This is a genomic window from Microbacterium testaceum StLB037 (assembly GCF_000202635.1).
Classification (GTDB): domain Bacteria; phylum Actinomycetota; class Actinomycetes; order Actinomycetales; family Microbacteriaceae; genus Microbacterium; species Microbacterium testaceum_F.
Map to the genome: position 1 here is coordinate 415,440 of NC_015125.1, position 18,657 is coordinate 434,096.

General features: G+C 68.5%; 20 protein-coding genes. 3 read left to right on the top strand and 17 right to left on the bottom strand.

All coding sequences use genetic code 11. The features are described 5' to 3' along the window. Positions 1 to 16: 16 nt before the first annotated feature. The 17 genes from MTES_RS01975 to prmC all read right to left on the bottom strand — a co-directional run bounded on the left by MTES_RS01975 (position 17) and on the right by prmC (position 15,590). Positions 17 to 1,549: an APC family permease gene (locus tag MTES_RS01975; protein WP_013583496.1), complete on the bottom strand. Its 1,533-nt coding sequence runs from the start codon at positions 1,547 to 1,549 to the stop codon at positions 17 to 19. 45 nt (positions 1,550 to 1,594) lie between these two features. After that, on the bottom strand, positions 1,595 to 2,368 hold the full coding sequence (locus MTES_RS01980; RefSeq protein WP_013583497.1) for a PP2C family protein-serine/threonine phosphatase: 774 nt from the start codon (positions 2,366 to 2,368) through the stop codon (positions 1,595 to 1,597). Positions 2,369 to 2,486: 118 nt separating this feature from the next. After that, complete coding sequence (locus tag MTES_RS01985) at positions 2,487 to 3,467, bottom strand: aldo/keto reductase (protein WP_013583498.1); 981 nt, start codon at positions 3,465 to 3,467, stop codon at positions 2,487 to 2,489. A gap of 64 nt (positions 3,468 to 3,531) precedes the next feature. Next, positions 3,532 to 4,242 carry a hypothetical protein gene (locus tag MTES_RS01990; protein WP_013583499.1) on the bottom strand — a complete coding sequence of 237 codons (711 nt, stop codon included), beginning with the start codon at positions 4,240 to 4,242 and terminating at the stop codon, positions 3,532 to 3,534. Between the two features lie 113 nt (positions 4,243 to 4,355). Continuing rightward, positions 4,356 to 5,105: a YaaA family protein gene (locus MTES_RS01995; RefSeq protein ID WP_013583500.1), complete on the bottom strand. Its 750-nt coding sequence runs from the start codon at positions 5,103 to 5,105 to the stop codon at positions 4,356 to 4,358. Positions 5,106 to 5,176: 71 nt separating this feature from the next. Next, positions 5,177 to 5,437 carry a F0F1 ATP synthase subunit epsilon gene (locus tag MTES_RS02000; protein ID WP_013583501.1) on the bottom strand — a complete coding sequence of 87 codons (261 nt, stop codon included), beginning with the start codon at positions 5,435 to 5,437 and terminating at the stop codon, positions 5,177 to 5,179. A 1-nt stretch (position 5,438) separates the two neighbouring features. Beyond that, complete coding sequence (gene atpD, locus MTES_RS02005) at positions 5,439 to 6,887, bottom strand: F0F1 ATP synthase subunit beta (protein ID WP_013583502.1); 1,449 nt, start codon at positions 6,885 to 6,887, stop codon at positions 5,439 to 5,441. Between the two features lie 22 nt (positions 6,888 to 6,909). Next, positions 6,910 to 7,809, bottom strand: a complete 900-nt coding sequence (locus MTES_RS02010) for a F0F1 ATP synthase subunit gamma (RefSeq protein ID WP_013583503.1) — start codon at positions 7,807 to 7,809, stop codon at positions 6,910 to 6,912. Positions 7,810 to 7,833: 24 nt separating this feature from the next. Continuing rightward, positions 7,834 to 9,465, bottom strand: coding sequence for a F0F1 ATP synthase subunit alpha (atpA, locus tag MTES_RS02015; protein ID WP_013583504.1), 1,632 nt, complete (start codon positions 9,463 to 9,465; stop codon positions 7,834 to 7,836). A gap of 62 nt (positions 9,466 to 9,527) precedes the next feature. Then, on the bottom strand, positions 9,528 to 10,316 hold the full coding sequence (locus MTES_RS02020) for a F0F1 ATP synthase subunit delta (RefSeq protein ID WP_013583505.1): 789 nt from the start codon (positions 10,314 to 10,316) through the stop codon (positions 9,528 to 9,530). Further along, a complete protein-coding gene (locus MTES_RS02025; RefSeq protein ID WP_013583506.1) occupies positions 10,316 to 10,894 on the bottom strand; it encodes a F0F1 ATP synthase subunit B in 579 nt (192 codons plus the stop codon). The genes MTES_RS02020 and MTES_RS02025 overlap by 1 nt, the downstream gene beginning before the upstream one ends. A 35-nt stretch (positions 10,895 to 10,929) precedes the next feature. Next, positions 10,930 to 11,163, bottom strand: coding sequence for a F0F1 ATP synthase subunit C (gene atpE, locus MTES_RS02030; protein WP_043360904.1), 234 nt, complete (start codon positions 11,161 to 11,163; stop codon positions 10,930 to 10,932). A 44-nt stretch (positions 11,164 to 11,207) separates the two neighbouring features. After that, positions 11,208 to 12,020: a F0F1 ATP synthase subunit A gene (atpB, locus tag MTES_RS02035; protein WP_419865643.1), complete on the bottom strand. Its 813-nt coding sequence runs from the start codon at positions 12,018 to 12,020 to the stop codon at positions 11,208 to 11,210. Between the two features lie 222 nt (positions 12,021 to 12,242). Continuing rightward, positions 12,243 to 12,725 (bottom strand): hypothetical protein, encoded by a 483-nt coding sequence (locus MTES_RS02040; RefSeq protein WP_013583509.1) that lies wholly within the window; start codon positions 12,723 to 12,725, stop codon positions 12,243 to 12,245. Further along, positions 12,722 to 13,900, bottom strand: coding sequence for an MraY family glycosyltransferase (locus tag MTES_RS02045; protein WP_013583510.1), 1,179 nt, complete (start codon positions 13,898 to 13,900; stop codon positions 12,722 to 12,724). Before MTES_RS02045 ends, MTES_RS02040 begins: the two co-directional genes overlap by 4 nt. Then, positions 13,897 to 14,658: an L-threonylcarbamoyladenylate synthase gene (locus tag MTES_RS02050; RefSeq protein WP_013583511.1), complete on the bottom strand. Its 762-nt coding sequence runs from the start codon at positions 14,656 to 14,658 to the stop codon at positions 13,897 to 13,899. The genes MTES_RS02045 and MTES_RS02050 overlap by 4 nt, the downstream gene beginning before the upstream one ends. 38 nt (positions 14,659 to 14,696) lie before the next feature. Beyond that, positions 14,697 to 15,590 (bottom strand): peptide chain release factor N(5)-glutamine methyltransferase, encoded by an 894-nt coding sequence (gene prmC, locus MTES_RS02055; RefSeq protein WP_013583512.1) that lies wholly within the window; start codon positions 15,588 to 15,590, stop codon positions 14,697 to 14,699. Positions 15,591 to 15,688: 98 nt separating this feature from the next. Here prmC and cysK point away from each other — a divergent pair, with 98 nt between their 5' ends. The 3 genes from cysK to MTES_RS02070 are packed head-to-tail and all read left to right on the top strand — an operon-like array spanning position 15,689 to position 18,640. Continuing rightward, positions 15,689 to 16,627: a cysteine synthase A gene (gene cysK, locus MTES_RS02060; RefSeq protein ID WP_013583513.1), complete on the top strand. Its 939-nt coding sequence runs from the start codon at positions 15,689 to 15,691 to the stop codon at positions 16,625 to 16,627. 2 nt (positions 16,628 to 16,629) lie between these two features. After that, complete coding sequence (epsC, locus tag MTES_RS02065) at positions 16,630 to 17,199, top strand: serine O-acetyltransferase EpsC (protein ID WP_013583514.1); 570 nt, start codon at positions 16,630 to 16,632, stop codon at positions 17,197 to 17,199. 37 nt (positions 17,200 to 17,236) lie between these two features. Beyond that, positions 17,237 to 18,640, top strand: coding sequence for an amidase (locus MTES_RS02070; protein WP_013583515.1), 1,404 nt, complete (start codon positions 17,237 to 17,239; stop codon positions 18,638 to 18,640). Positions 18,641 to 18,657 lie beyond the last annotated feature (17 nt).

The following is an 18,657-nucleotide window of genomic DNA, read 5'->3' on the forward strand; positions in this document are numbered from 1 at the left end:
GGGTGACGCAGTGCGCTCAGATCCCGCCGTCGACCGACCGCGGGTAGGCGATCGGCTCGTCCGGAACGAGGACCTCGGTGTCGCGATTGAGGCTCTCGCCGCGGAAGAACGGCTTCGAGGCCGGGACGAGGTACCAGACGAGCATCAGCACGACGCCGAATGCGAGAGCCCCGATCCCCACCACGAACGTGCCTCCGATACCGAGCAACTCGGAGTTGCCGTAGTCGACGTCGTACATGTCGATCGCCGACTGGACGAACGCGTACGTGAGCATGAGCGCGCCGAGCAGGGGCAGGATGCCGCGGTAGAGCAGGTTCTTTCCCGAGGTGAAGAGCTCACGCCGGAAGTACCAGACGCACGCATAACCCGTCAGGGCGTAGTAGAAGGCGATCGCGAGCCCGAGAGACAGGATGGAATCCTGCAGGATGTTGTCGCTGATGATCGTCATGCCCACGTAGTACACGCTCGCGACGATCCCCATGACGAGGGTCGAGAACGACGGCGTGTGGAATCGCGGGTGCACCGTCTGGAAGCGGGCGGGCAGGGCTTTGTAGGCCGCCATGGCGAGGGTGCCACGGGCAGTGGGCAGGATCGTGGTCTGCGTCGACGACACGGCTGAGATGAGCACGGCCACGACCAGGACCCACGCGAACGGACCGAACAAGCCGTCCTTCATGGCCAGGAAGACGTCGTCGGCGTTCGAGGCGTTCGCCAGGCCCGCCCCGTCCTCGCCGACACCGGCATACATCATCGCGGCCACCGTCACCGTGACGTAGGTGCCGAGCAGGATCACGGTGGTCAGGAGCGCCGCGCGACCGGGGATGCGCTTCGGGTCCTTCGTCTCCTCGTTCAGCGCGAGGCAGGTGTCCCACCCCCAGTAGATGAAGAGCGCCAGGAGCACCGCTTCCGTGAAGCCGCTCCACTCGGTGAAGCCGAACGGGTTGAACCACGCGAAGTCGAACGGTGTCGGGTTCGGGGCGGTCCCGTCGAAGAACTTCCACAGGGCGACGACCACGAACAGCGCGAGCACGACGTACTGGACGGCGAGCAGGATGTTCTGGATGCGCTCGCCGATCTCGACGCCCCGGTAGCTGACGTACGTCATGGCCGCGATGAACGCGACGCCCGTGGCGGTCACGAGCGGGACGTTCTCGGCCAGCGACCCGTCGCCGATCAGCGACCAGAGGTAGATTCCGGCGATCTGCGACAGGTTCGCGAGGACGACCATGCCGGCCACGGCGACACCCCAGCCGCCCATCCATCCGACCCACGGCCCGAACGCTTTCGTGCCCCACGTGAAGGTCGTGCCGCAGTCGGGCACCTCGTTGTTCAGCTCGCGGTAGGCGAAGGCGATGAACAGCATCGGGATGAACGCCAGAACGAAGGCGATCGGTGCCTGCGCACCGACCGCGACGACGACGAAGCCGAGGGTTGCGACGAGGGAGTAGACGGGGGCGGTGGATGCCAATCCGATGACGGTCGAACCCCAGAGTCCGAGCGTCCCGGTGGCGAGTCCCTTGCCCGACGTCCGTTCGGGAGCGGAAGTCATATGCCGAACGTAGAATCCGCGGCAACCGCGGTCAAGAGCGAATTCTCAGGAAGATTGACGCGAAACGTCGAGCACGATGATCGTGATGTTGTCGCGACCGCCGTTCTCGAGCGCCGCCGCCATCATCGCCTCGACCGCTGCGGCCGGGTCGGCGTTGGCCTCGAGGAAGTGCTTGATCCCGAAGTCGGTGAGTTCTTTCGTGAGCCCGTCCGAACACACGACGAAGCGGTCACCGTCAACCACCTCGAGGCGGAGGTAGTCGGGCTTGACGCTGTCGCTCGGGCCGACGGCCCGCGTGATCACGTTGCCGTACGGGTGGTTCTCCGCCTCTTCCGGGCTCAGTCGGCCCGCGGCGATCAGTTCTTGGACGACCGAGTGGTCCGTCGTCACCTGGACGATCTCCCCGTCGCGCAGCAGGTACACGCGCGAGTCGCCGATGTTCAGCGTCACCCAGTGCGGCTCTTCCGCGGTCGTCTCGAGATAGAGGCCGGTGAGGGTCGTGCCGGTGCCCTCGTCGGTCGTCTCGGGGTGCGAGACGATGTCCTTCACCGCGCGCGAGAGCGCCTTCTCGATGTGGCGCGGCGACACCGTCCCTCCGCTGACGACCGCCTGCAGGCGATCCACCGTGCTCGCGCTGGCGATCTCTCCGCCGAGGTGCCCGCCCATGCCGTCGGCGACGACGAAGAGGGGGTACTCCGCGAGGACCGCGTCCTGGTTGACCTCGCGGCGCTTACCCGTATCGGTGCCGGCAGCCCAGGCGAGATCGAGCGTCGTCTCGGACAGCGGAACGGTACGCGTATGCGTGGTCACCTCGGGCACGACAGATCCTCCGGTTGGCCGACAGCTTCGCCGGCGAGAGCGCACGGCCCTGCCATCCTAATGGACGGTCCCCCGTCGACTTCCGCAGCGCCGCGCCCACTCGCGGGACACGGCGGCATCATCCCGCGGCCGGATCGGCGGGCAGACTCAGGATGCCGTCGATCTCGGCGATGTCGTCGACGCTCGGTTCCCAGGCGGTCGCGGCGGCGGCGTTCGCCTGGACTTGCTCCGGGCTGGTCGCTCCGGCGATGACGCTCGCGACGAGCGGATTGGCGAGGAACCAGGCGAAGGTCGCCTGGAGCATCGTGATCCCCCGCTCATCGCAGAACGTCTGATAGCGCTCCAGCGCATCCCACGGCGCGTTCCGCCACAGATGGGGACGCTGGCGCATGATGCGGCTGTGCTCGGGACCGCCTTCGCGGGAGAACTTGCCCGTCAGCAGGCCGTTGTGCAGGGGGAAGAACGGCAGCAGTCCCAGACCGAAGCGGTCGACGGCCGGGAGCACCTCGCGCTCGGCCGCGCGGGCCAGGAGGCTGTACTGGTTCTGCGACGAGACGAACCGGACGCCCTTCGCCGCGTGATCCGCCTCGGCGATCTGCCAGCCCGAGAAGTTGGAGTGCCCCACGTAACGGACCTTGCCCTCTCGGACGAGATCCGCGAGCGCGTCGAGCGTCTCGTCGATCGGCGTCGACGGGTCGGGCGTGTGAAGCTGGTACAGGTCGATCCAGTCGGTTCGCAGCCGCCGGAGCGATCCCTCGACCGAGCGTCGGATCGACGTTCGCGATGCCTTGGCACCCCCGGGCACTCCGGGAGCGAGGTCGGCGTGGCCGAACTTCGTGGCGAGGACCACCTCGTCACGCCGCCCCTGAAGCGCCTCGCCCATGAGCGTCTCGGACAGTCCGAACTCGCGCCCGTACACGTCCGCGGTGTCGAGGAACGTCACCCCGGCATCCAAAGCGGCGTTCAGCACCGCGCGCGTCCCGTCGAGCGTCTCCGTCGCCGTGCCGGCACGGCCGAAGTTGTTGCATCCGAGTCCGATGGCCGAGACCCTCAGCCCGGAGCGTCCGACAGGTCGTTGGGGAAGAGGCGAGCTCGTCATCCCTCCACGCTAACCCGTTGAACGACGATGGGCTCCTCACCAGGGTGAGGAGCCCATCGGATGGTCAGACCTGCGGACCGGCCGGCGGGGCGGGCGGCGGCGGGGTCGTGCCGGTCGCCGGGGGCGCCGGGGGCGGCGGGGTCGCGCCCGAGGCGGGCGGAGCCGGCGGGTAGCTCGGGTTGGACGGCGCAGCGTAGCCCTGGGGCGCGGCGCCGTAGCCGCCGCCGTTCACACCCGCGCCCTGCTGCGCCGGCTGGACGGGGATGCCGTTCCAGACGGTCTTGTCGGCGAGGAACGAGCTGCCCCACGGCGAGGGCGACGCGGCAGCGGGATTCCAGCGGTTTCCGCTGAAGCCGAGGATGCCGAGCCAGATCCACACGCCGAGGCCGCTGAGGAGGAACAGCAGCAGGATCGGCCATTCGCGACCGAACTTCGCGTTGACGCGCACGGCCGCCATGATCAGGACGACGAGGCCGACCGGAATGGCGAGGAAGTTGAGGAAGGGGATCGCCCAAGCCACCGCGATGCCGAGGATCACCCAGGGCGAGATGTCGCCGAGCTTCACGAAGACCATGTAGTTGTAGACCGGGACCCACGCGCGCCACTTGCCCTCGACGCCGGCCCGCTCGAAGACCTTCATGAGCAGGAAGGAGCCGATGACGTAGCCGATGAGTCCGATGACGGCCGCGAATGCGTAAACGGCGCCCATAACGGCGAGCCCCGCGGCACCGGAGGTGTCGTAGGGGTCACTGTATGCGAGGTGAAGGATGTCCACGTCGATCCTTTCGAACGGGTGATGGCGCAAGAACGGCACGCCAGCGAGGATTTCCCCCGCGGGTGACATGGTAGCGAACCTGAGTATTACCTGACACCCGCCACACGGGTGTGCTAGACGACGAGCGCGATCTCCCCGGGCTCACCCTCACGGACGACCCACCCGGATGCCTCGGCCCACGCGGTGAAGTCGCCCACCGAATGGATCTCCGGGGCTGTCGTCGCCAAAGACCGCACCAACTCGCCCTTCGCGTGCTTGTTGAAGTGATTCAACGCGCGTACGGGGCTGTCTCCCCCGCCCGTGACCACGCGGACGTAAGAGCTCTGCACATCCGCCGGGACCGGGCCGAGCGCGGCATACGCCTCGGACCGCAGATCGAGGACGAAGCTCGGTGCCAGAGTCGAGAGAGCGGCGCTCACCGCACCGGCCCAGACCCGCCGAAGAGCGGGAAGCCCGGGGATCGACGTCCCCGCGGCCAAGCGATACGTCGGGATGCCGTCGAGCGCCCCGATCGGGCCGAGGGGCGCCGAGTGGATGGCGACGTGCGCGGCCACCCAGGACCGCGCCGTGGCGCCCAGGCTCCCGGCATCCAACGCATCGAAGAGCACCCCGGTGTAGCGGTCGATCGCGGGCATCGTCGGGGAGCTGCGCAAGGCCGCGTTGTCGGCGATCTCGTGTCGGCGCTTCGCGCTGAGCTTGAGGACGCGCGCGGCTTCATCCTCATCGGCGGAGAGGGCGACGAGGGCGTCGACGACGGCCTCGCGCGGGGCGCGCAGCGACGGCATCGCAAGGGCGTCGAGACGCAACGGCGGACCGTCGCCGCCGCGCCGCTTGGTTTCAGAGGGAGGCAGGAGAACCAGCATGCGACTTCCGGAAAACGACCGACGCGCGCCGCCCGGAAATCCGGGCGACGCGCGTCGCGATGAGTGAGACGTCAGGACACGAGCGCGGCGTTGCCCGCCACGATCGTGAGCTCGTCGTTCGCCATGGACAGGAAGCCGTCCTGGGCACTGGCGAGGATCTTCGAGCCGTCGGCGCGGGTGATGCGCACCTCGCCCTGGGCGAGGATCGCGAGGACCGGCTCATGCCCTTGCATGAAGCCGATCTCACCCTCGACGGTCTTGGCCACGACGAGCGAGGCCTCCCCCGTCCACACCTCGGCGTCGGCAGACACCAGGCTCACGCGCAACGACATGTCAGCCGTTCTCCTTCTGGATCTGCGCCCACTTCGCCTCGACGTCGGAGATGCCACCGACGTTGAAGAACGCCTGCTCGGCGACGTGGTCGAAGTCACCCTTGACGATCGCGTCGAACGACTCGATGGTCTCCTTGATCGGGACCGTGGAGCCCTCGACGCCGGTGAACTTCTTCGCCATGTAGGTGTTCTGCGAGAGGAACTGCTGGATGCGGCGTGCACGCGACACGACGATCTTGTCTTCCTCGGAGAGCTCGTCGACACCGAGGATCGCGATGATCTCCTGCAGTTCCTTGTTCTTCTGCAGGATCTGCTTCACGGCGGTGGCGACGCGGTAGTGGTCGGCACCGATGTAGCGCGGGTCGAGGATGCGGCTCGTCGACGTCAGCGGGTCGATGGCCGGGTACAGACCCTTCGACGCGATCTCGCGCGAAAGCTCGGTCGTGGCGTCGAGGTGCGCGAACGTGGTCGCCGGAGCCGGGTCGGTGTAGTCGTCGGCGGGGACGTAGATCGCCTGCAGCGAGGTGATCGAGTGACCGCGCGTCGATGTGATGCGCTCCTGGAGCACACCCATCTCGTCGGCGAGGTTCGGCTGGTAACCCACGGCGGAGGGCATACGGCCGAGCAGCGTCGAGACCTCGGAACCGGCCTGCGTGAAGCGGAAGATGTTGTCGATGAAGAGCAGCACGTCCTGCTTCTGCACGTCGCGGAAGTACTCCGCCATCGTCAGGGCCGACAGGGCGACGCGCAGGCGCGTTCCCGGCGGCTCGTCCATCTGGCCGAACACGAGGGCGGTCTTGTCGAAGACGCCCGCCTCTTCCATCTCGCCGATGAGGTCGTTGCCCTCACGGGTGCGCTCGCCGACACCGGCGAACACCGAGACACCACCGTGGTCCTGCGCCACGCGCTGGATCATCTCCTGGATGAGGACCGTCTTGCCGACGCCCGCACCACCGAAGAGACCGATCTTTCCACCCTGCACGTAGGGGGTGAGGAGGTCGATCGACTTGATTCCGGTCTCGAACATCTCGGTCTTGGACTCGAGCTGGTCGAAGCTGGGCGCCTTGCGGTGGATGCCCCAGCGCTCGGTGACCTCGATCTGCTCGCCGGGCGCGGCGTTGAGGACCTCGCCGGTCACGTCGAAGACCTTGCCCTTGGTGACGTCGCCGACGGGCACCGAGATGGGGCCGCCGGTGTTGCGCACCTCCTGGCCGCGGACGATGCCGTCGGTCGGCTTGAGGGCGATGGCGCGGACGAGGTCGTCACCGAGGTGCTGAGCGACCTCGAGGGTGATCTCGGTCGACTCGTCACCGATGGTGATCGTGGTCTTCAGCGCGTTGTAGATCTCGGGGATCGCGTCATGCGGGAACTCGATGTCGACGACCGGGCCGGTGACGCGCGCGACGCGTCCGACGACGGCCGCGTCGGTCTTCTCGGCGGTGAGGCTCATGGCTTCTTCTCTCCTTGGGAACTTACTTGCCGGATGCCAGGGCATCGGCGCCGCCGACGATCTCGGCGATCTGCTGCGTGATCTCCGCCTGACGCGCGTTGTTGCGCAGGCGGGTGTAGTCGGTGATGAGCTTGTCGGCGTTGTCGCTGGCCGACTTCATCGCCTTCTGCGTCGCGGCGTGCTTGGCAGCCGACGACTGGAGGAGGGCGTTGAAGATGCGGCTCTGGACGTACACCGGCAGGAGCGCGTCGAGGACGGTCTCCGCGTCGGGCTCGAACTCGTAGAGCGGGTAGATCTCGGACTGCGCCGGGGCCTCATCGGCCTCGATGACCTCGAGCGGGAGCAGGCGGACCGACTCCGGCGACTGGGTCATCATGCTGACGAAGCGGTTGTAGACGAGGTGGATCTCGTCGACGCCGTCGTTCTCGCCACCCGCGCGGTACGCCTTCAGGACGGCCTCGGAGATCTCCTCCGCCGTCGAGAACTGCGGGGTGTCGGTGTCGCCGACCCACTGCTCTACACTCGCCATGCGACGGAACTGGAAGTAACCGACCGCCTTGCGCCCGACGAGGTAGAACACGACCTCTTTGCCCTGCGACCGCAGCAGCTCGGCCAGCTCGAGACCCTCGCGGAGGATCTGCGAGTTGAACGCGCCGGCGAGGCCGCGGTCGGACGTGAAGATGACCACGGCGGAGCGACGGATGTTCTCGCGCTCGGTCGTCAGCGGGTGGTCGACGGACGAGTACGTGGCCACCGCGGAGACGGCACTCGTCACGGCACGCGCGAAGGGAGATGCCGCGCGCACACGCGCCATCGCCTTCTGAATGCGCGAGGCCGCGATGAGCTCCATCGCCTTGGTGATCTTCTTGGTCGTCTGAGCAGAACTGATCTTCTGCTTGTAGACCCGCAGTTGTGCGCCCATGATTCCGTTCTCGTGTCGTCGCTCTTAGCGACGGCCCTTGACGATCCGCTCCTGGTTGACGTCTTCAGCCTCGGCCGCATCGACCTTCTCGGCGCCGACGACGCTCTGGTCGCCACCGGGCTGGAACTCGAGGGCGAACGCGTCGACCTTCTTCTCCAGTTCGGCGAGGGTGTCGTCGTCGAGGACGTTTGTCTCGCGCAGCGTGTCGAGCACGGTCGAGTTGCGACGGAGGTAGTCGAGCAGCTCGCGCTCGAAGCGCAGCACATCCGACACCTCGACGCTGTCGAGCTTGCCGTTCGTGCCGGCCCAGATCGAAACGACCTGCTCCTCGACGGGGTACGGCGAGTACTGCGGCTGCTTGAGCAGTTCGGTCAGGCGCGCGCCACGGGCGAGCTGACGACGCGAGGCCGCGTCGAGGTCGGACGCGAACATCGCGAACGCCTCGAGCGAGCGGTACTGCGCGAGCTCGAGCTTGAGCGTTCCCGAGACCTTCTTGATCGACTTGACCTGCGCGTCGCCGCCGACTCGCGAGACCGAGATACCCACGTCGACCGCCGGACGCTGGTTGGCGTTGAAGAGGTCGGACTGGAGGAAGATCTGGCCGTCGGTGATCGAGATCACGTTGGTCGGGATGTACGCCGAGACGTCGTTGGCCTTGGTCTCGATGATGGGCAGGCCCGTCATCGAGCCGGCACCGAGCTCGTCGGACAGCTTCGCGCAACGCTCGAGCAGACGCGAGTGCAGGTAGAAGACGTCGCCGGGGTACGCCTCGCGGCCCGGCGGACGGCGGAGGAGGAGCGAGACGGCACGGTAGGCCTCGGCCTGCTTCGACAGGTCGTCGAAGATGATCAGGACGTGCTTGCCCTCGTACATCCAGTGCTGGCCGATGGCCGAGCCGGTGTAGGGGGCGAGGTACTTGAAGCCGGCGGGGTCGGAGGCGGGGGCCGCGACGATGGTGGTGTACTCCATCGCACCGGCGTCCTCGAGCGCGCCCTTCACCGAAGCGATGGTCGAGCCCTTCTGGCCGATGGCGACGTAGATGCAGCGGACCTGCTTGTTGACGTCGCCCGACTCCCAGTTGGCCTTCTGGTTGATGATCGTGTCGATCGCAATGGCCGTCTTACCGGTCTGGCGGTCGCCGATGATGAGCTGACGCTGGCCGCGCCCGACGGGGATCATGGCGTCGATGGCCTTGATGCCCGTCTGAAGGGGCTCGTGCACGCTCTTGCGCTGCATGACGCCGGGAGCCTGGAGCTCGAGGGCACGACGACCCGTGGTCGCGATCTCGCCGAGACCGTCGATCGGGTTGCCGAGGGGATCGACCACACGGCCGAGGTAGCCCTCGCCCACGCCGACCGAGAGGACCTCGCCGGTACGGGTGACGCTCTGCCCCGCTTCGATGCCGGAGAACTCGCCGAGGACGACGACACCGACCTCGTTCTCGTCGAGGTTCTGGGCCAGACCCAGCGTGCCGTCCGCGAAGCGGATGAGCTCGTTGGCCATGACGCCGGGAAGGCCCTCGACGTGCGCGATGCCGTCGGCCGCGTCGACGACGGCGCCGACCTCGGTCGCCGCAGCGCCGGTGGGCTCGTAGGCGTTGACGAAGTCCTTCAGCGCGTCACGAATGACGTCGGGGCTGATAGAGAGATCTGCCATTGTCTTCCTTCGTTCGTGGGGCTCTTGGCCCCCAGATCCACGCCCACTCGGGCGGAAAGTCTTTAGCCTGCGATCCGCTGGCGGAGGTCAGCGAGACGTGCGGACACGCTCGCGTCGATGACGTCGTCGGCGACCTGCACGCGCAGTCCGCCGACCACCGTCGGGTCGATCACGGTGTTCAGCGTCACCGCTGACCCGTACCGGGCGCTCAGAGCGTTCTGCAGACGGGTCTGCTGCTCGGCGTTGAGGGGCGATGCCGCGTACACGGATGCGACGACGCGCGCCCGCTGATCGGCGACGATGCTCTCCGCCCGGCGCAGGATCGCGCGCACACGACGACCGCGCGCGTTCTCCACCAGCGAGGACACGATCAGTGCCGTACCGGCACTCACCCGTCCGTCGAGGAGCTTCGTGACGAGCGCCCCCTTGGCGGAGGCGTCTCCGAGACGCCCGCCCAGGGCGAGCTCGAGTTCGCCGTTGGCGGCGACCGTGCGCGAGAACGAGAACAGCTCGGGCTCGATGTCCGCCGACTCGGCGACCGCGGTGGCGCGGACGGCGAGCTCTTCGAGACCCTCGACGAACTCCGCGGAGTTCGACCAGCGCTGCTGAGCGGCACTGCTGAGCAGCGCCACCGTCGCGGGGCGGTAGGAAGAGCCGAAGACAGCCGACACCAGCCCCGCGCGAGCGGGCGCCGGCACCGACGAGTCGGACAGCGCGCCGCTCAGCTGAGCCGACCCGCTCACGGCACCGACGGCCGCGAACAGTTCGCGCGCGACGTCGAGATCGACGCCCGAGGTGGAAGCCAGGGCCTCCGCCGTCGCGGTCCGCGCCTGAGTGGTCGCGCTGCCCATCAGTTACTCACCGGTCCCTGAGCCTGTCGAAGGGTCTCGGATGCCTCGAGCTCGGCGAGGAAACGATCGACGACGGCGTTCGCCCGAGCATCGTCTGCCAGGGTCTCGCCGATCACGTTGCCGGCGAGGTCGACCGCGAGGGTCCCGACCTCGGTGCGCAGCTGGACGAGAGCGGTCTGGCGCTCGGCTTCGATCTGCGAGTGAGCAGCGGCGGTGATGCGTGCGGCCTCAGCCGACGCCGTCTCCTTGGCCTCAGCGACGATCTTGCGTCCGTCCTGGTTGGCCGTCTCGCGGATCTCGCCGGCTTCGCGACGCGCCTCAGCGAGCTGGGCGGTGTACTGCTCGAGCGCGGCCTCGGCCTGTCGCTGAGCCTCGTCGGCCTTCGCGATGTTGCCCTCGATGGCAGCACTGCGCTCGTCGAGCAGCTTCGCCATGCGCGGCAGAGCGACGCGCCACACCACGAAGACGATGACGACGAAGCAGACGGCCGACCAGATGATGTCGTAGATCGCAGGGAAGAGCGGGTTGTGCGCTTCCCCCGCGGGCTCCGCGGCGAGTGTGACAAGAGCGTTCAGCATCCTGTCTCCTTACAGTGAGTCGAGAGCGGCCGGGATCAAGTGAAGATGAAGCCGGTCGCGATACCGATGAAGGCGAGCGCCTCGGTGAACGCGATACCGATGAACATCAGCACCTGCAGGCGGCCCGCGAGCTCGGGCTGACGGGCGACGCCCTCGATCGTCTTGCCGACGACGATGCCCACGCCGATGGCGGGGCCGATGGCGGCGAGACCGTAGCCGATCGTGGCGACGTTACCGGTGACCTGGGCGAGAACCGTAGTTGCGTCCACGGGTTTTTTCCTTTCGTTGGGTGGCTCGGCGTGCGCCGGGCCGCTCAGTGCTCTTCTGCGACCGCGAGCTGGATGTAGACCGCGGTGAGGATCGCGAAGACGTACGCCTGGAGGAAGGCGACGAAGATTTCGAACAGGGTGAAGGCGAAGCCGAAGGCGAGAGAACCGGCGCCGAGGGCCGTCCACCATCCGCTGAGGTCGACCACGAAGAACTGGGTGGCCGAGAAGAACAGCACCAGCATGAGGTGGCCGACGACCATGTTCATCAGAAGTCGCAGCGTCAGCGTGACGGGACGGATGATGAAGGTCGAGAGGAACTCGAGCGGGACGATGATGATGTAGAGCGGCCACGGCACGCCCGAGGGCAGCAGCGCGTTCTTGAAGAAGCCGCCGGGGCTCTTCTTGATACCCGCGTAGATGAACGTCACGTACGCGACGAGGGCCAGCAGCATGGGCACCGCGATGACGCTGGTGCCGGCGATGTTCAGACCGGGGATGACACCCGTGATGTTCATGAACAGCACCATGAAGAAGATGGTGGTCAGGATCGGCAGGAAGCGCTTGCCGTCCTTGCGACCGAGGATGTCCTCGGCGATGTTGACGCGGACGAAGTCCAGGCCCATCTCGACGACGCTCTGGAAGCGACCGGGGACGACCTTCATGCGTCGGGTTCCGATGACCAGGAACAGCACGAGCACGAGCGTGGCCAGCATCTGCGTGAGGTTGATGCGGGTGATCGCGAAGATCGTGCCCTCGAAAAGCACCGCGTCGGGGAAGAACTCGCCGATGGACGGCGGGTGGAACTCCGCACCCGCGGACGCGAGGTTCGTGATCAGGGTCGCAGCTTGAGTAGTCAGCGCTGGCTCCAGCTTCGGGGCATCGGTGTGAACCGTTGCGACGATGGTCGGTGAGAGTACCCAGAGTGCAAACCTGAGGGACAGCCCTGGTGCGGGCGGGTACTTACCCAACCCTATCAAACTCCCAGCGGATCCATGCGGCGAGTGCGCGGGATCCTCTCGGCACCGGGGTATCTCGCTTGCACGCGAGACGAAGGAACGGTACGGCCGCGGGCTCGCGGGTCAGGACCGGCGGTCGCCCTCGTCCGGATCGGTCGGCAGAGTCACGTCGCTGGCGCTCGGGATGCGCATGCGGAGCAGCACGACCACATCGACGACGAGGGAGGCGAGCACACTCACGACGAGCGCGACGTAGAACGTCATCGGATCCACCCACGCCTGCTCGCGCAGCACGACGATCGCGACGATGAAGAGGACGAGCTTCAGCAGCCAGCCCCCGAGCACGATGCCGAAGAAGATCGGGACGTAGAGGGGATCGCCGAACCATCGGTTGGCCACGAGGATGCTCGTCGCGGTGACCGCGAGGAACACGGCGCTGACAGCGACTCCCGCGAGAGCGCTCCCCAGACCGCTCGCTCCCCCGACGGCGAACCCCACGACGGCTCCCACGACGAGGAGGACGGCGGTGACGATCCCACCCCAGACGAGCGCTGTGCGCAGCACCGGGGTGCTGGAAGGGCGGCGGGCGGGCGAGGTGCTGGTCATGAGTGAGGCTCCGGTGGGGTGGGGCGCGCACGTCGAGGGGACAGACGGCGCAGGCGATGAGACGAGGGAAGGAGGGTGAGCACCGCGCAGGCGATGACGCCCACGACCCCGAAGAGGATGCCGGCGAGGTAGTCGCCCGGCCAGCTCTGCTGGGTACCGATGTACATGAGGAGGAACGCGAGGCTCACCACGGCCGTCCAGCTGTAGAAGATCAGGACCGCACTGGTGTCGGTGTGACCCATGTCCAGCATCCGGTGGTGCAGGTGCTTGCGGTCGGGAGAGAACGGCGAACGTCCGGCCCACTGGCGACGGATGACGGCCAGGCCGAAGTCCAGGAGCGGCAACAGCACGATGACGACGGGGAGCAGGATCGGGATGAACGCACCGAGCAGCTGCGAACGACCGATCTTCTCGGGGTCGAGGACCGCCGGATCCAACTGCCCCGTGATGGCGACCGCCGAGCTCGCCATGAGCAGGCCGAGCATCAAGGCACCGGCATCCCCCATGAAGAGCTTCGCCGGCGTCCAGTTCATGGGGAGGAAGCCGAGGCACGCGCCGACCAGCACCGCCGCGATGAAGGAGGCGAGGTTGAAGTACGTGCTGGCGCCGGTGTCGCGCACGAGCAGGTACGAATACGCGAAGAAGACCCCGTTGGCAATGAGGCAGACGCCCGCCACCAGACCGTTCAGCCCGTCGATGAAGTTCACGGCGTTCATGACGACGACCATCGCGAAGACCGTGAGCAGGAAGCTGACCCAGCTCGACCCGACGGTCAGTGCACCGATCGGGAGGGAGAGGATCTGCAGCTGTCCGAACCACGCGATCATGCCCGCGGCGACGAACTGCGCACCGAGCTTGATCATCCAGTCCAGGTCCCACAGGTCGTCGGCGACGCCGATGAGGACGATGAGCAGGACCGCGCCCAGCAGCCAGAGCACCGGGACGGGATCGGTCCAGAAGATCGAGAAGTACGGGTTTCGGCTCGACAGCGCGAAGGCCGCCACCACGCCGAGGAACATCGCCACCCCACCCAGCCGCGGGGTGGGCGTCTTGTGCACGTCTCGATCCCGGATGCCGGGATAGAGCTTGAAGCGCAGGGCGAGCTTCCACACCACCCACGACAGCGCGAGAGTGACCGCCGCCGTGAACAGGATGGTGAGGAGGTACTGGGTCACGGACCCGGCGCCTCGGCATCCGTCTCCGACGACTCGGCCTTCGGGGCCTCGACGGAGGGGGCAGCGATGATCGGCGCGGGAGCGTCGGGGTCGGGATCCGGCTCGAGCAGATCGCCGAGGACCTCGCGCAGCCGCTCGCGCGAGACCGCGCCCTCCCGCAGCACGCGGACGCGGGGTTCTGCGCCGCCGACGAGGGTGGTGGCATCGACGATCGTCGAGGCGATACCCGTCTCGCTCGGACCCGAGTCGAGGTAGGCGGAGACGCTGTCGCCGAGCATGTCGCGAGCGGAATCGATGTCGACGGCCGCCGCCATGCCGGTCAGGTTCGCGCTCGAGACGGCCAGAGGGCCGGTCTCTTCGAGGAGCTCGAGGGTGAGGTGGTGGGCGGGCATCCGCACGGCGACCGTGCCGTGCGTGTCACCCAGGTCCCACGACAGCGACGGCTGCGCGGGAAGCACGATGGTGAGTCCGCCGGGCCAGAATTCACGAACGAGATCATCCACGGCGGCGGGGATCTCCGCCACGAGCGCGCGCAGCGTGCCGACCCCGGCGACCAGCACGGGCGGCGGCTGCTGACGACCGCGCCCCTTCGCCTCGAGGAGGCCGGCAACGGCACGCGCATTGAACGCGTCGGCGGCGATTCCGTAGACGGTGTCGGTGGGGAGCACGACGAGCTCGCCGCGGCCGATCGCCTGGCGTGCGTGGCGCATGCCCGAGAGCAGCTGCGACTCGTCTCGGCAGTCGTAGACAGGTGACATATCGCGCGCCAGTCTACTTGCGCGGACGGACCGTCGTGTCAGGGACGCACGGCCGTCGTGGCCCGGTCGCGCGAGGTGAGGTCGGGGTGCGTGGCGGCCGCGCGCCATCCGTCCGCGGTGAGCAGATCGCGGATCGCCGCGCCCTGCCACTCCCCGTGCTCGATGACGAGGGTCGCCCCGGGGTGTCCGAGCCGCAGGCCCACGCGCGAGAGGTGGCGCACGGCATCCAGTCCGTCCGGTCCGCCGTACAGGGCGGCGGGCGGGTCGTACAGACGGACCTCGGGATCGCGAGGGATCGCGTCGTCGGGAACGTAGGGAGGATTGGATGCCACGACCGACACGGTTCCGTCGAGTTCGGGGAACGCGTCGGCCAGGTCGACGAACGCGAGGGTGACGTTGGTCGCTCCCACGCGGGCGACGTTCTCCTTCGTCCAGATGAAGGCGTCGACGCTGTTCTCGGCGGCGAACACCCGTGCGTGGGGAACCTCGGTCGCCATCGCCAGGGCGATCGCTCCACTGCCCGTTCCGAGGTCGACCGCGATCGGCGCGGGCGCGGCCGCCGCGCCGAGCGCGTCGATCGCCAGCTGAGCGACCATCTCGGTCTCGGGTCGGGGAACGAAGACGCCGGGTCCGACCGCGAGTTCGAGGGAGCGGAACGGGGCGACCCCGGTGAGGTGCTGCAGCGGTTCGCGCGCGCACCGACGGTCGGCGAGCGGAAGCAAGTCGGCGGCGGCGGCCGGTGGCATCCGGTCTCCACGGATCGCCGCGGCCTGCACTCCGCCGCGCGACGTGCGGAGCACGTGGCCGACGAGCAGTTCGGCGTCGACGCGCGGGTCGGGGATGCCGGCGGCGGAGAACCGGGCCTCGAGGTCGCGAACGACCTCGGCGACGGGAGCGGCCGTGGGAGCGGAGGGTGGTGCGGTATCACGCATGACGGGGTCCGAGCCTAGTCGTCCGGCGTCACACAGGCCTTCGCCTCGCGCCACTCACCTAGGATTGTCGCGTTCTCATCGACGGCGAAAGGCGACCCATGCCCGGCATCCACTCCGACATCACCTCCGCGTTCGGCGACACTCCGCTGGTGCGCCTGAACCGCGTCGCGGAGGGGACCGAGGCCCAGATCCTGGCGAAGCTGGAGTTCTACAACCCCGCTTCCAGCGTCAAGGACCGCCTCGGTATCGCGATCGTCGACGCCGCCGAGGCCTCGGGCGAACTGAAGCCGGGCGGCACGATCGTGGAGTCCACGAGCGGCAACACCGGCATCGCCCTCGCGATGGTGGGCGCCGCCCGCGGGTACAAGGTCATCCTCACCATGCCCGCGTCGATGTCGAAGGAGCGCCGCATCCTGCTGAAGGCGTTCGGCGCCGAGCTCGTCCTCACCGACCCCACCAAGGGCATGTCGTACGCCGTCGACGAGGCCAAGCGCATCGTCGCCGAGACCCCGGGGGCCGTCTGGGCCCGTCAGTTCGAGAACGAGGCCAACCCGGCCATCCACCGCAAGACCACGGCGGAGGAGATCCTCCGCGACACCGACGGCAAGGTCGACTACTTCGTCGCCGGGATCGGCACGGGCGGCACCATCACCGGTGTCGGCCAGGTGCTGAAGGAGCGCGTGCCGGGCGTCAAGATCGTCGCCGTCGAGCCCGCGGACTCCCCCATCCTCACCAAGGGACACCCCGGACCGCACAAGATCCAGGGCATCGGACCGAACTTCGTCCCCGCGATCCTCGACCGCGACATCCTCGACGAGGTGATCGACGTCGAGTTCGACGACGCGATCCGCCTGGCGCGCGAGACCGCCGCCAAGGACGGCATCCTCGTCGGTATGTCGTCGGGAGCGGCGATCTGGGCCGCCCTCGAGATCGCGAAGCGCCCCGAGGCCGCGGGCAAGAACATCGTCGTCATCATCCCCTCGTACGGAGAGCGCTACCTGTCCACCGCTCTGTACGAGCACCTGCGCGAAGACTGACGGTGGGGGTCCTCTCCCGCGTCCGCGAAGACATCTCGTCCGCCAAGCTCCGCGACCCCGCGGCGCGCGGCGGGATCGAGATCGCTCTGCTGTACCCGGGACTGCACGCCGTCTGGTCGTACCGCATCGCGAACCGGCTGTGGCGACGGGGCCTGCGGTTCCCCGCGCGCGCCCTGTCGCAGCTGACCCGCTGGCTCACGGGCATCGAGATCCATCCCGGCGCGACGATCGGGCGGCGCTTCTTCATCGATCACGGCATGGGCGTCGTGATCGGCGAGACGGCGGAGGTCGGCGACGACGTCATGCTGTATCACGGTGTGACGCTCGGCGGCCGCCAGCGCGAGGGCGGCAAGCGCCACCCCACGCTGCACGACGGAGTCGCGGTGGGCGCCGGGGCCAAGGTCCTCGGTCCCATCACGATCGGGGCGCGGGCCGTGATCGGCGCGAATGCCGTGGTCACACGCGATGCGCCCGCCGACAGCGTGCTCGTGGGCGTCCCGGCCAAGGCACGTTCGCGGCGGGTCGGGGAAGAAACGCGCGCCCTCCTGATGGCGCCGGAGTACTCGATCTGACGCGATGCCGAGGCACGGTGCGTCCTAGGCTCGACGTATGACGCGGCTGCACGACCTCTCCCTCGCGGCACAGGTCGGGGCCCTCCGGGCGGGGACCCTCTCGCCGGTCGACCTCACCGAGCACTATCTCGGTCGCATCGCCCGCTTCGCCGACCTGGGGGCCTTCGCCGAGGTGACTCCGGATGCCGCGCGCCGCCGATCCGCTCTGCTCCAGGAGTCACCCGCGCACGGAGCCCTCTGGGGCATCCCCCTCGCCGATAAAGACCTCGTCGCCCGTGCCGGTGTCCCCACCCGCTACGGCTCGCGTTCCCGCGCAGGCCTCGTGCCGACGGCATCCGATCCTCTCGCCGACGCGCTCGATGCCGCCGGCGCGGTGAACGTCGGAAAGACGAGCACGTCGGAGTTCGGGTTGACCGGTTTCACCGAGCCGCTCATCCACGCGCCCGCGCGCGATCCGTGGCGCCTGTCGGCGGGGGCCGGAGGATCGAGCGGCGGGGCGGCCGTCGCCGTCGCGGCGGGGCTCCTGCCAGCCGCGGTGGGCTCCGACGGCGGCGGGTCGATCCGCATCCCCTCGGCGACGGTCGGGGTCGTCGGCCTCAAGCCGTCGCGCGGGCGTCTCCCGATCGGTTCAGGCTTCGACTCCCCCGACGGCCTCTCCGTCACCGGGCCGATCGCGCGCACCGTCGAGGACGCCGCTCTTCTCCTCGACGCCCTCGTGGGGCTCGCGCCCTTCGCCTACGCGACCGCGGCTCCGGGGCACGGGCCGTTCATCGACGCCACCGCGCGAGATCCGAGGGGCCTCCGCATCGGCGTGACCACGGTGTCTCCGTGGGATGACGACGAAGACATCCGGCTCGACGCCGACGCGCGCACGGCTTTCGAGACGGCCGCCGCCTGGCTGTCGGACACCGGACATGAGGTGACGGATACCGCGTGGCATCCCTTCGGCTACGCGGCACTCTTCCACGTCCTGTGGCGCGCGAGCGCGGCACGCATCCCCCTGAGCGAGGACGACATGAGCCTCGTCGAGCCGCTCACCGCGTGGCTCGTCCGCGAGGGCCGACGGCTGTCGTCGCTCGATCTGCTCGACGGCCTGGCCGCCGCGCGCGCGTTCGAGCGCCGCACCATCGCCGACTTCGCCCGCTTTGACGCCGTGCTGACGCCGGCTCTCGCGCAACCACCGCAGCCGATCGGCTCCTACGCCGGGCACACCCCGGAACGCACGTTCGCGATGCAGGTCGAGTACGCGCCGTACTCGAGCTTCGTGAACGTCGCCGGTCTCCCCGCGCTGACGCTGCCCGTCACGACGGATGCCACGGGTCACCCGGTGTCGGTGCAGCTGATCGGCCGCCCGGGCGGCGAGGCGACGTTGCTGTCGATCGCCGCGCAGCTCGAGGAGCGTCGCGGGCCGCTCCCCCACCCGCCCGCGTGGGACGCGTGACCGCTCGCCTCGCGAAC

Excerpts from the sequence above, each read along its gene's own strand:
- MTES_RS01975 (WP_013583496.1), bottom strand. The coding sequence starts at position 1,549 with ATGACTTCCGCTCCCGAACGGACGTCGGGCAAGGGACTCGCCACCGGG.
- MTES_RS01985 (WP_013583498.1), bottom strand. The coding sequence starts at position 3,467 with ATGACGAGCTCGCCTCTTCCCCAACGACCTGTCGGACGCTCCGGGCTG.
- MTES_RS01995 (WP_013583500.1), bottom strand. The coding sequence starts at position 5,105 with ATGCTGGTTCTCCTGCCTCCCTCTGAAACCAAGCGGCGCGGCGGCGAC.
- MTES_RS02000 (WP_013583501.1), bottom strand. The coding sequence starts at position 5,437 with ATGTCGTTGCGCGTGAGCCTGGTGTCTGCCGACGCCGAGGTGTGGACG.
- atpD (WP_013583502.1), bottom strand. The coding sequence starts at position 6,887 with ATGAGCCTCACCGCCGAGAAGACCGACGCGGCCGTCGTCGGACGCGTC.
- MTES_RS02010 (WP_013583503.1), bottom strand. The coding sequence starts at position 7,809 with ATGGGCGCACAACTGCGGGTCTACAAGCAGAAGATCAGTTCTGCTCAG.
- atpA (WP_013583504.1), bottom strand. The coding sequence starts at position 9,465 with ATGGCAGATCTCTCTATCAGCCCCGACGTCATTCGTGACGCGCTGAAG.
- MTES_RS02020 (WP_013583505.1), bottom strand. The coding sequence starts at position 10,316 with ATGGGCAGCGCGACCACTCAGGCGCGGACCGCGACGGCGGAGGCCCTG.
- MTES_RS02025 (WP_013583506.1), bottom strand. The coding sequence starts at position 10,894 with ATGCTGAACGCTCTTGTCACACTCGCCGCGGAGCCCGCGGGGGAAGCG.
- MTES_RS02040 (WP_013583509.1), bottom strand. The coding sequence starts at position 12,725 with ATGACCAGCACCTCGCCCGCCCGCCGCCCTTCCAGCACCCCGGTGCTG.
- MTES_RS02050 (WP_013583511.1), bottom strand. The coding sequence starts at position 14,658 with ATGTCACCTGTCTACGACTGCCGAGACGAGTCGCAGCTGCTCTCGGGC.
- prmC (WP_013583512.1), bottom strand. The coding sequence starts at position 15,590 with ATGCGTGATACCGCACCACCCTCCGCTCCCACGGCCGCTCCCGTCGCC.
- cysK (WP_013583513.1), top strand. The coding sequence starts at position 15,689 with ATGCCCGGCATCCACTCCGACATCACCTCCGCGTTCGGCGACACTCCG.
- MTES_RS02070 (WP_013583515.1), top strand. The coding sequence starts at position 17,237 with ATGACGCGGCTGCACGACCTCTCCCTCGCGGCACAGGTCGGGGCCCTC.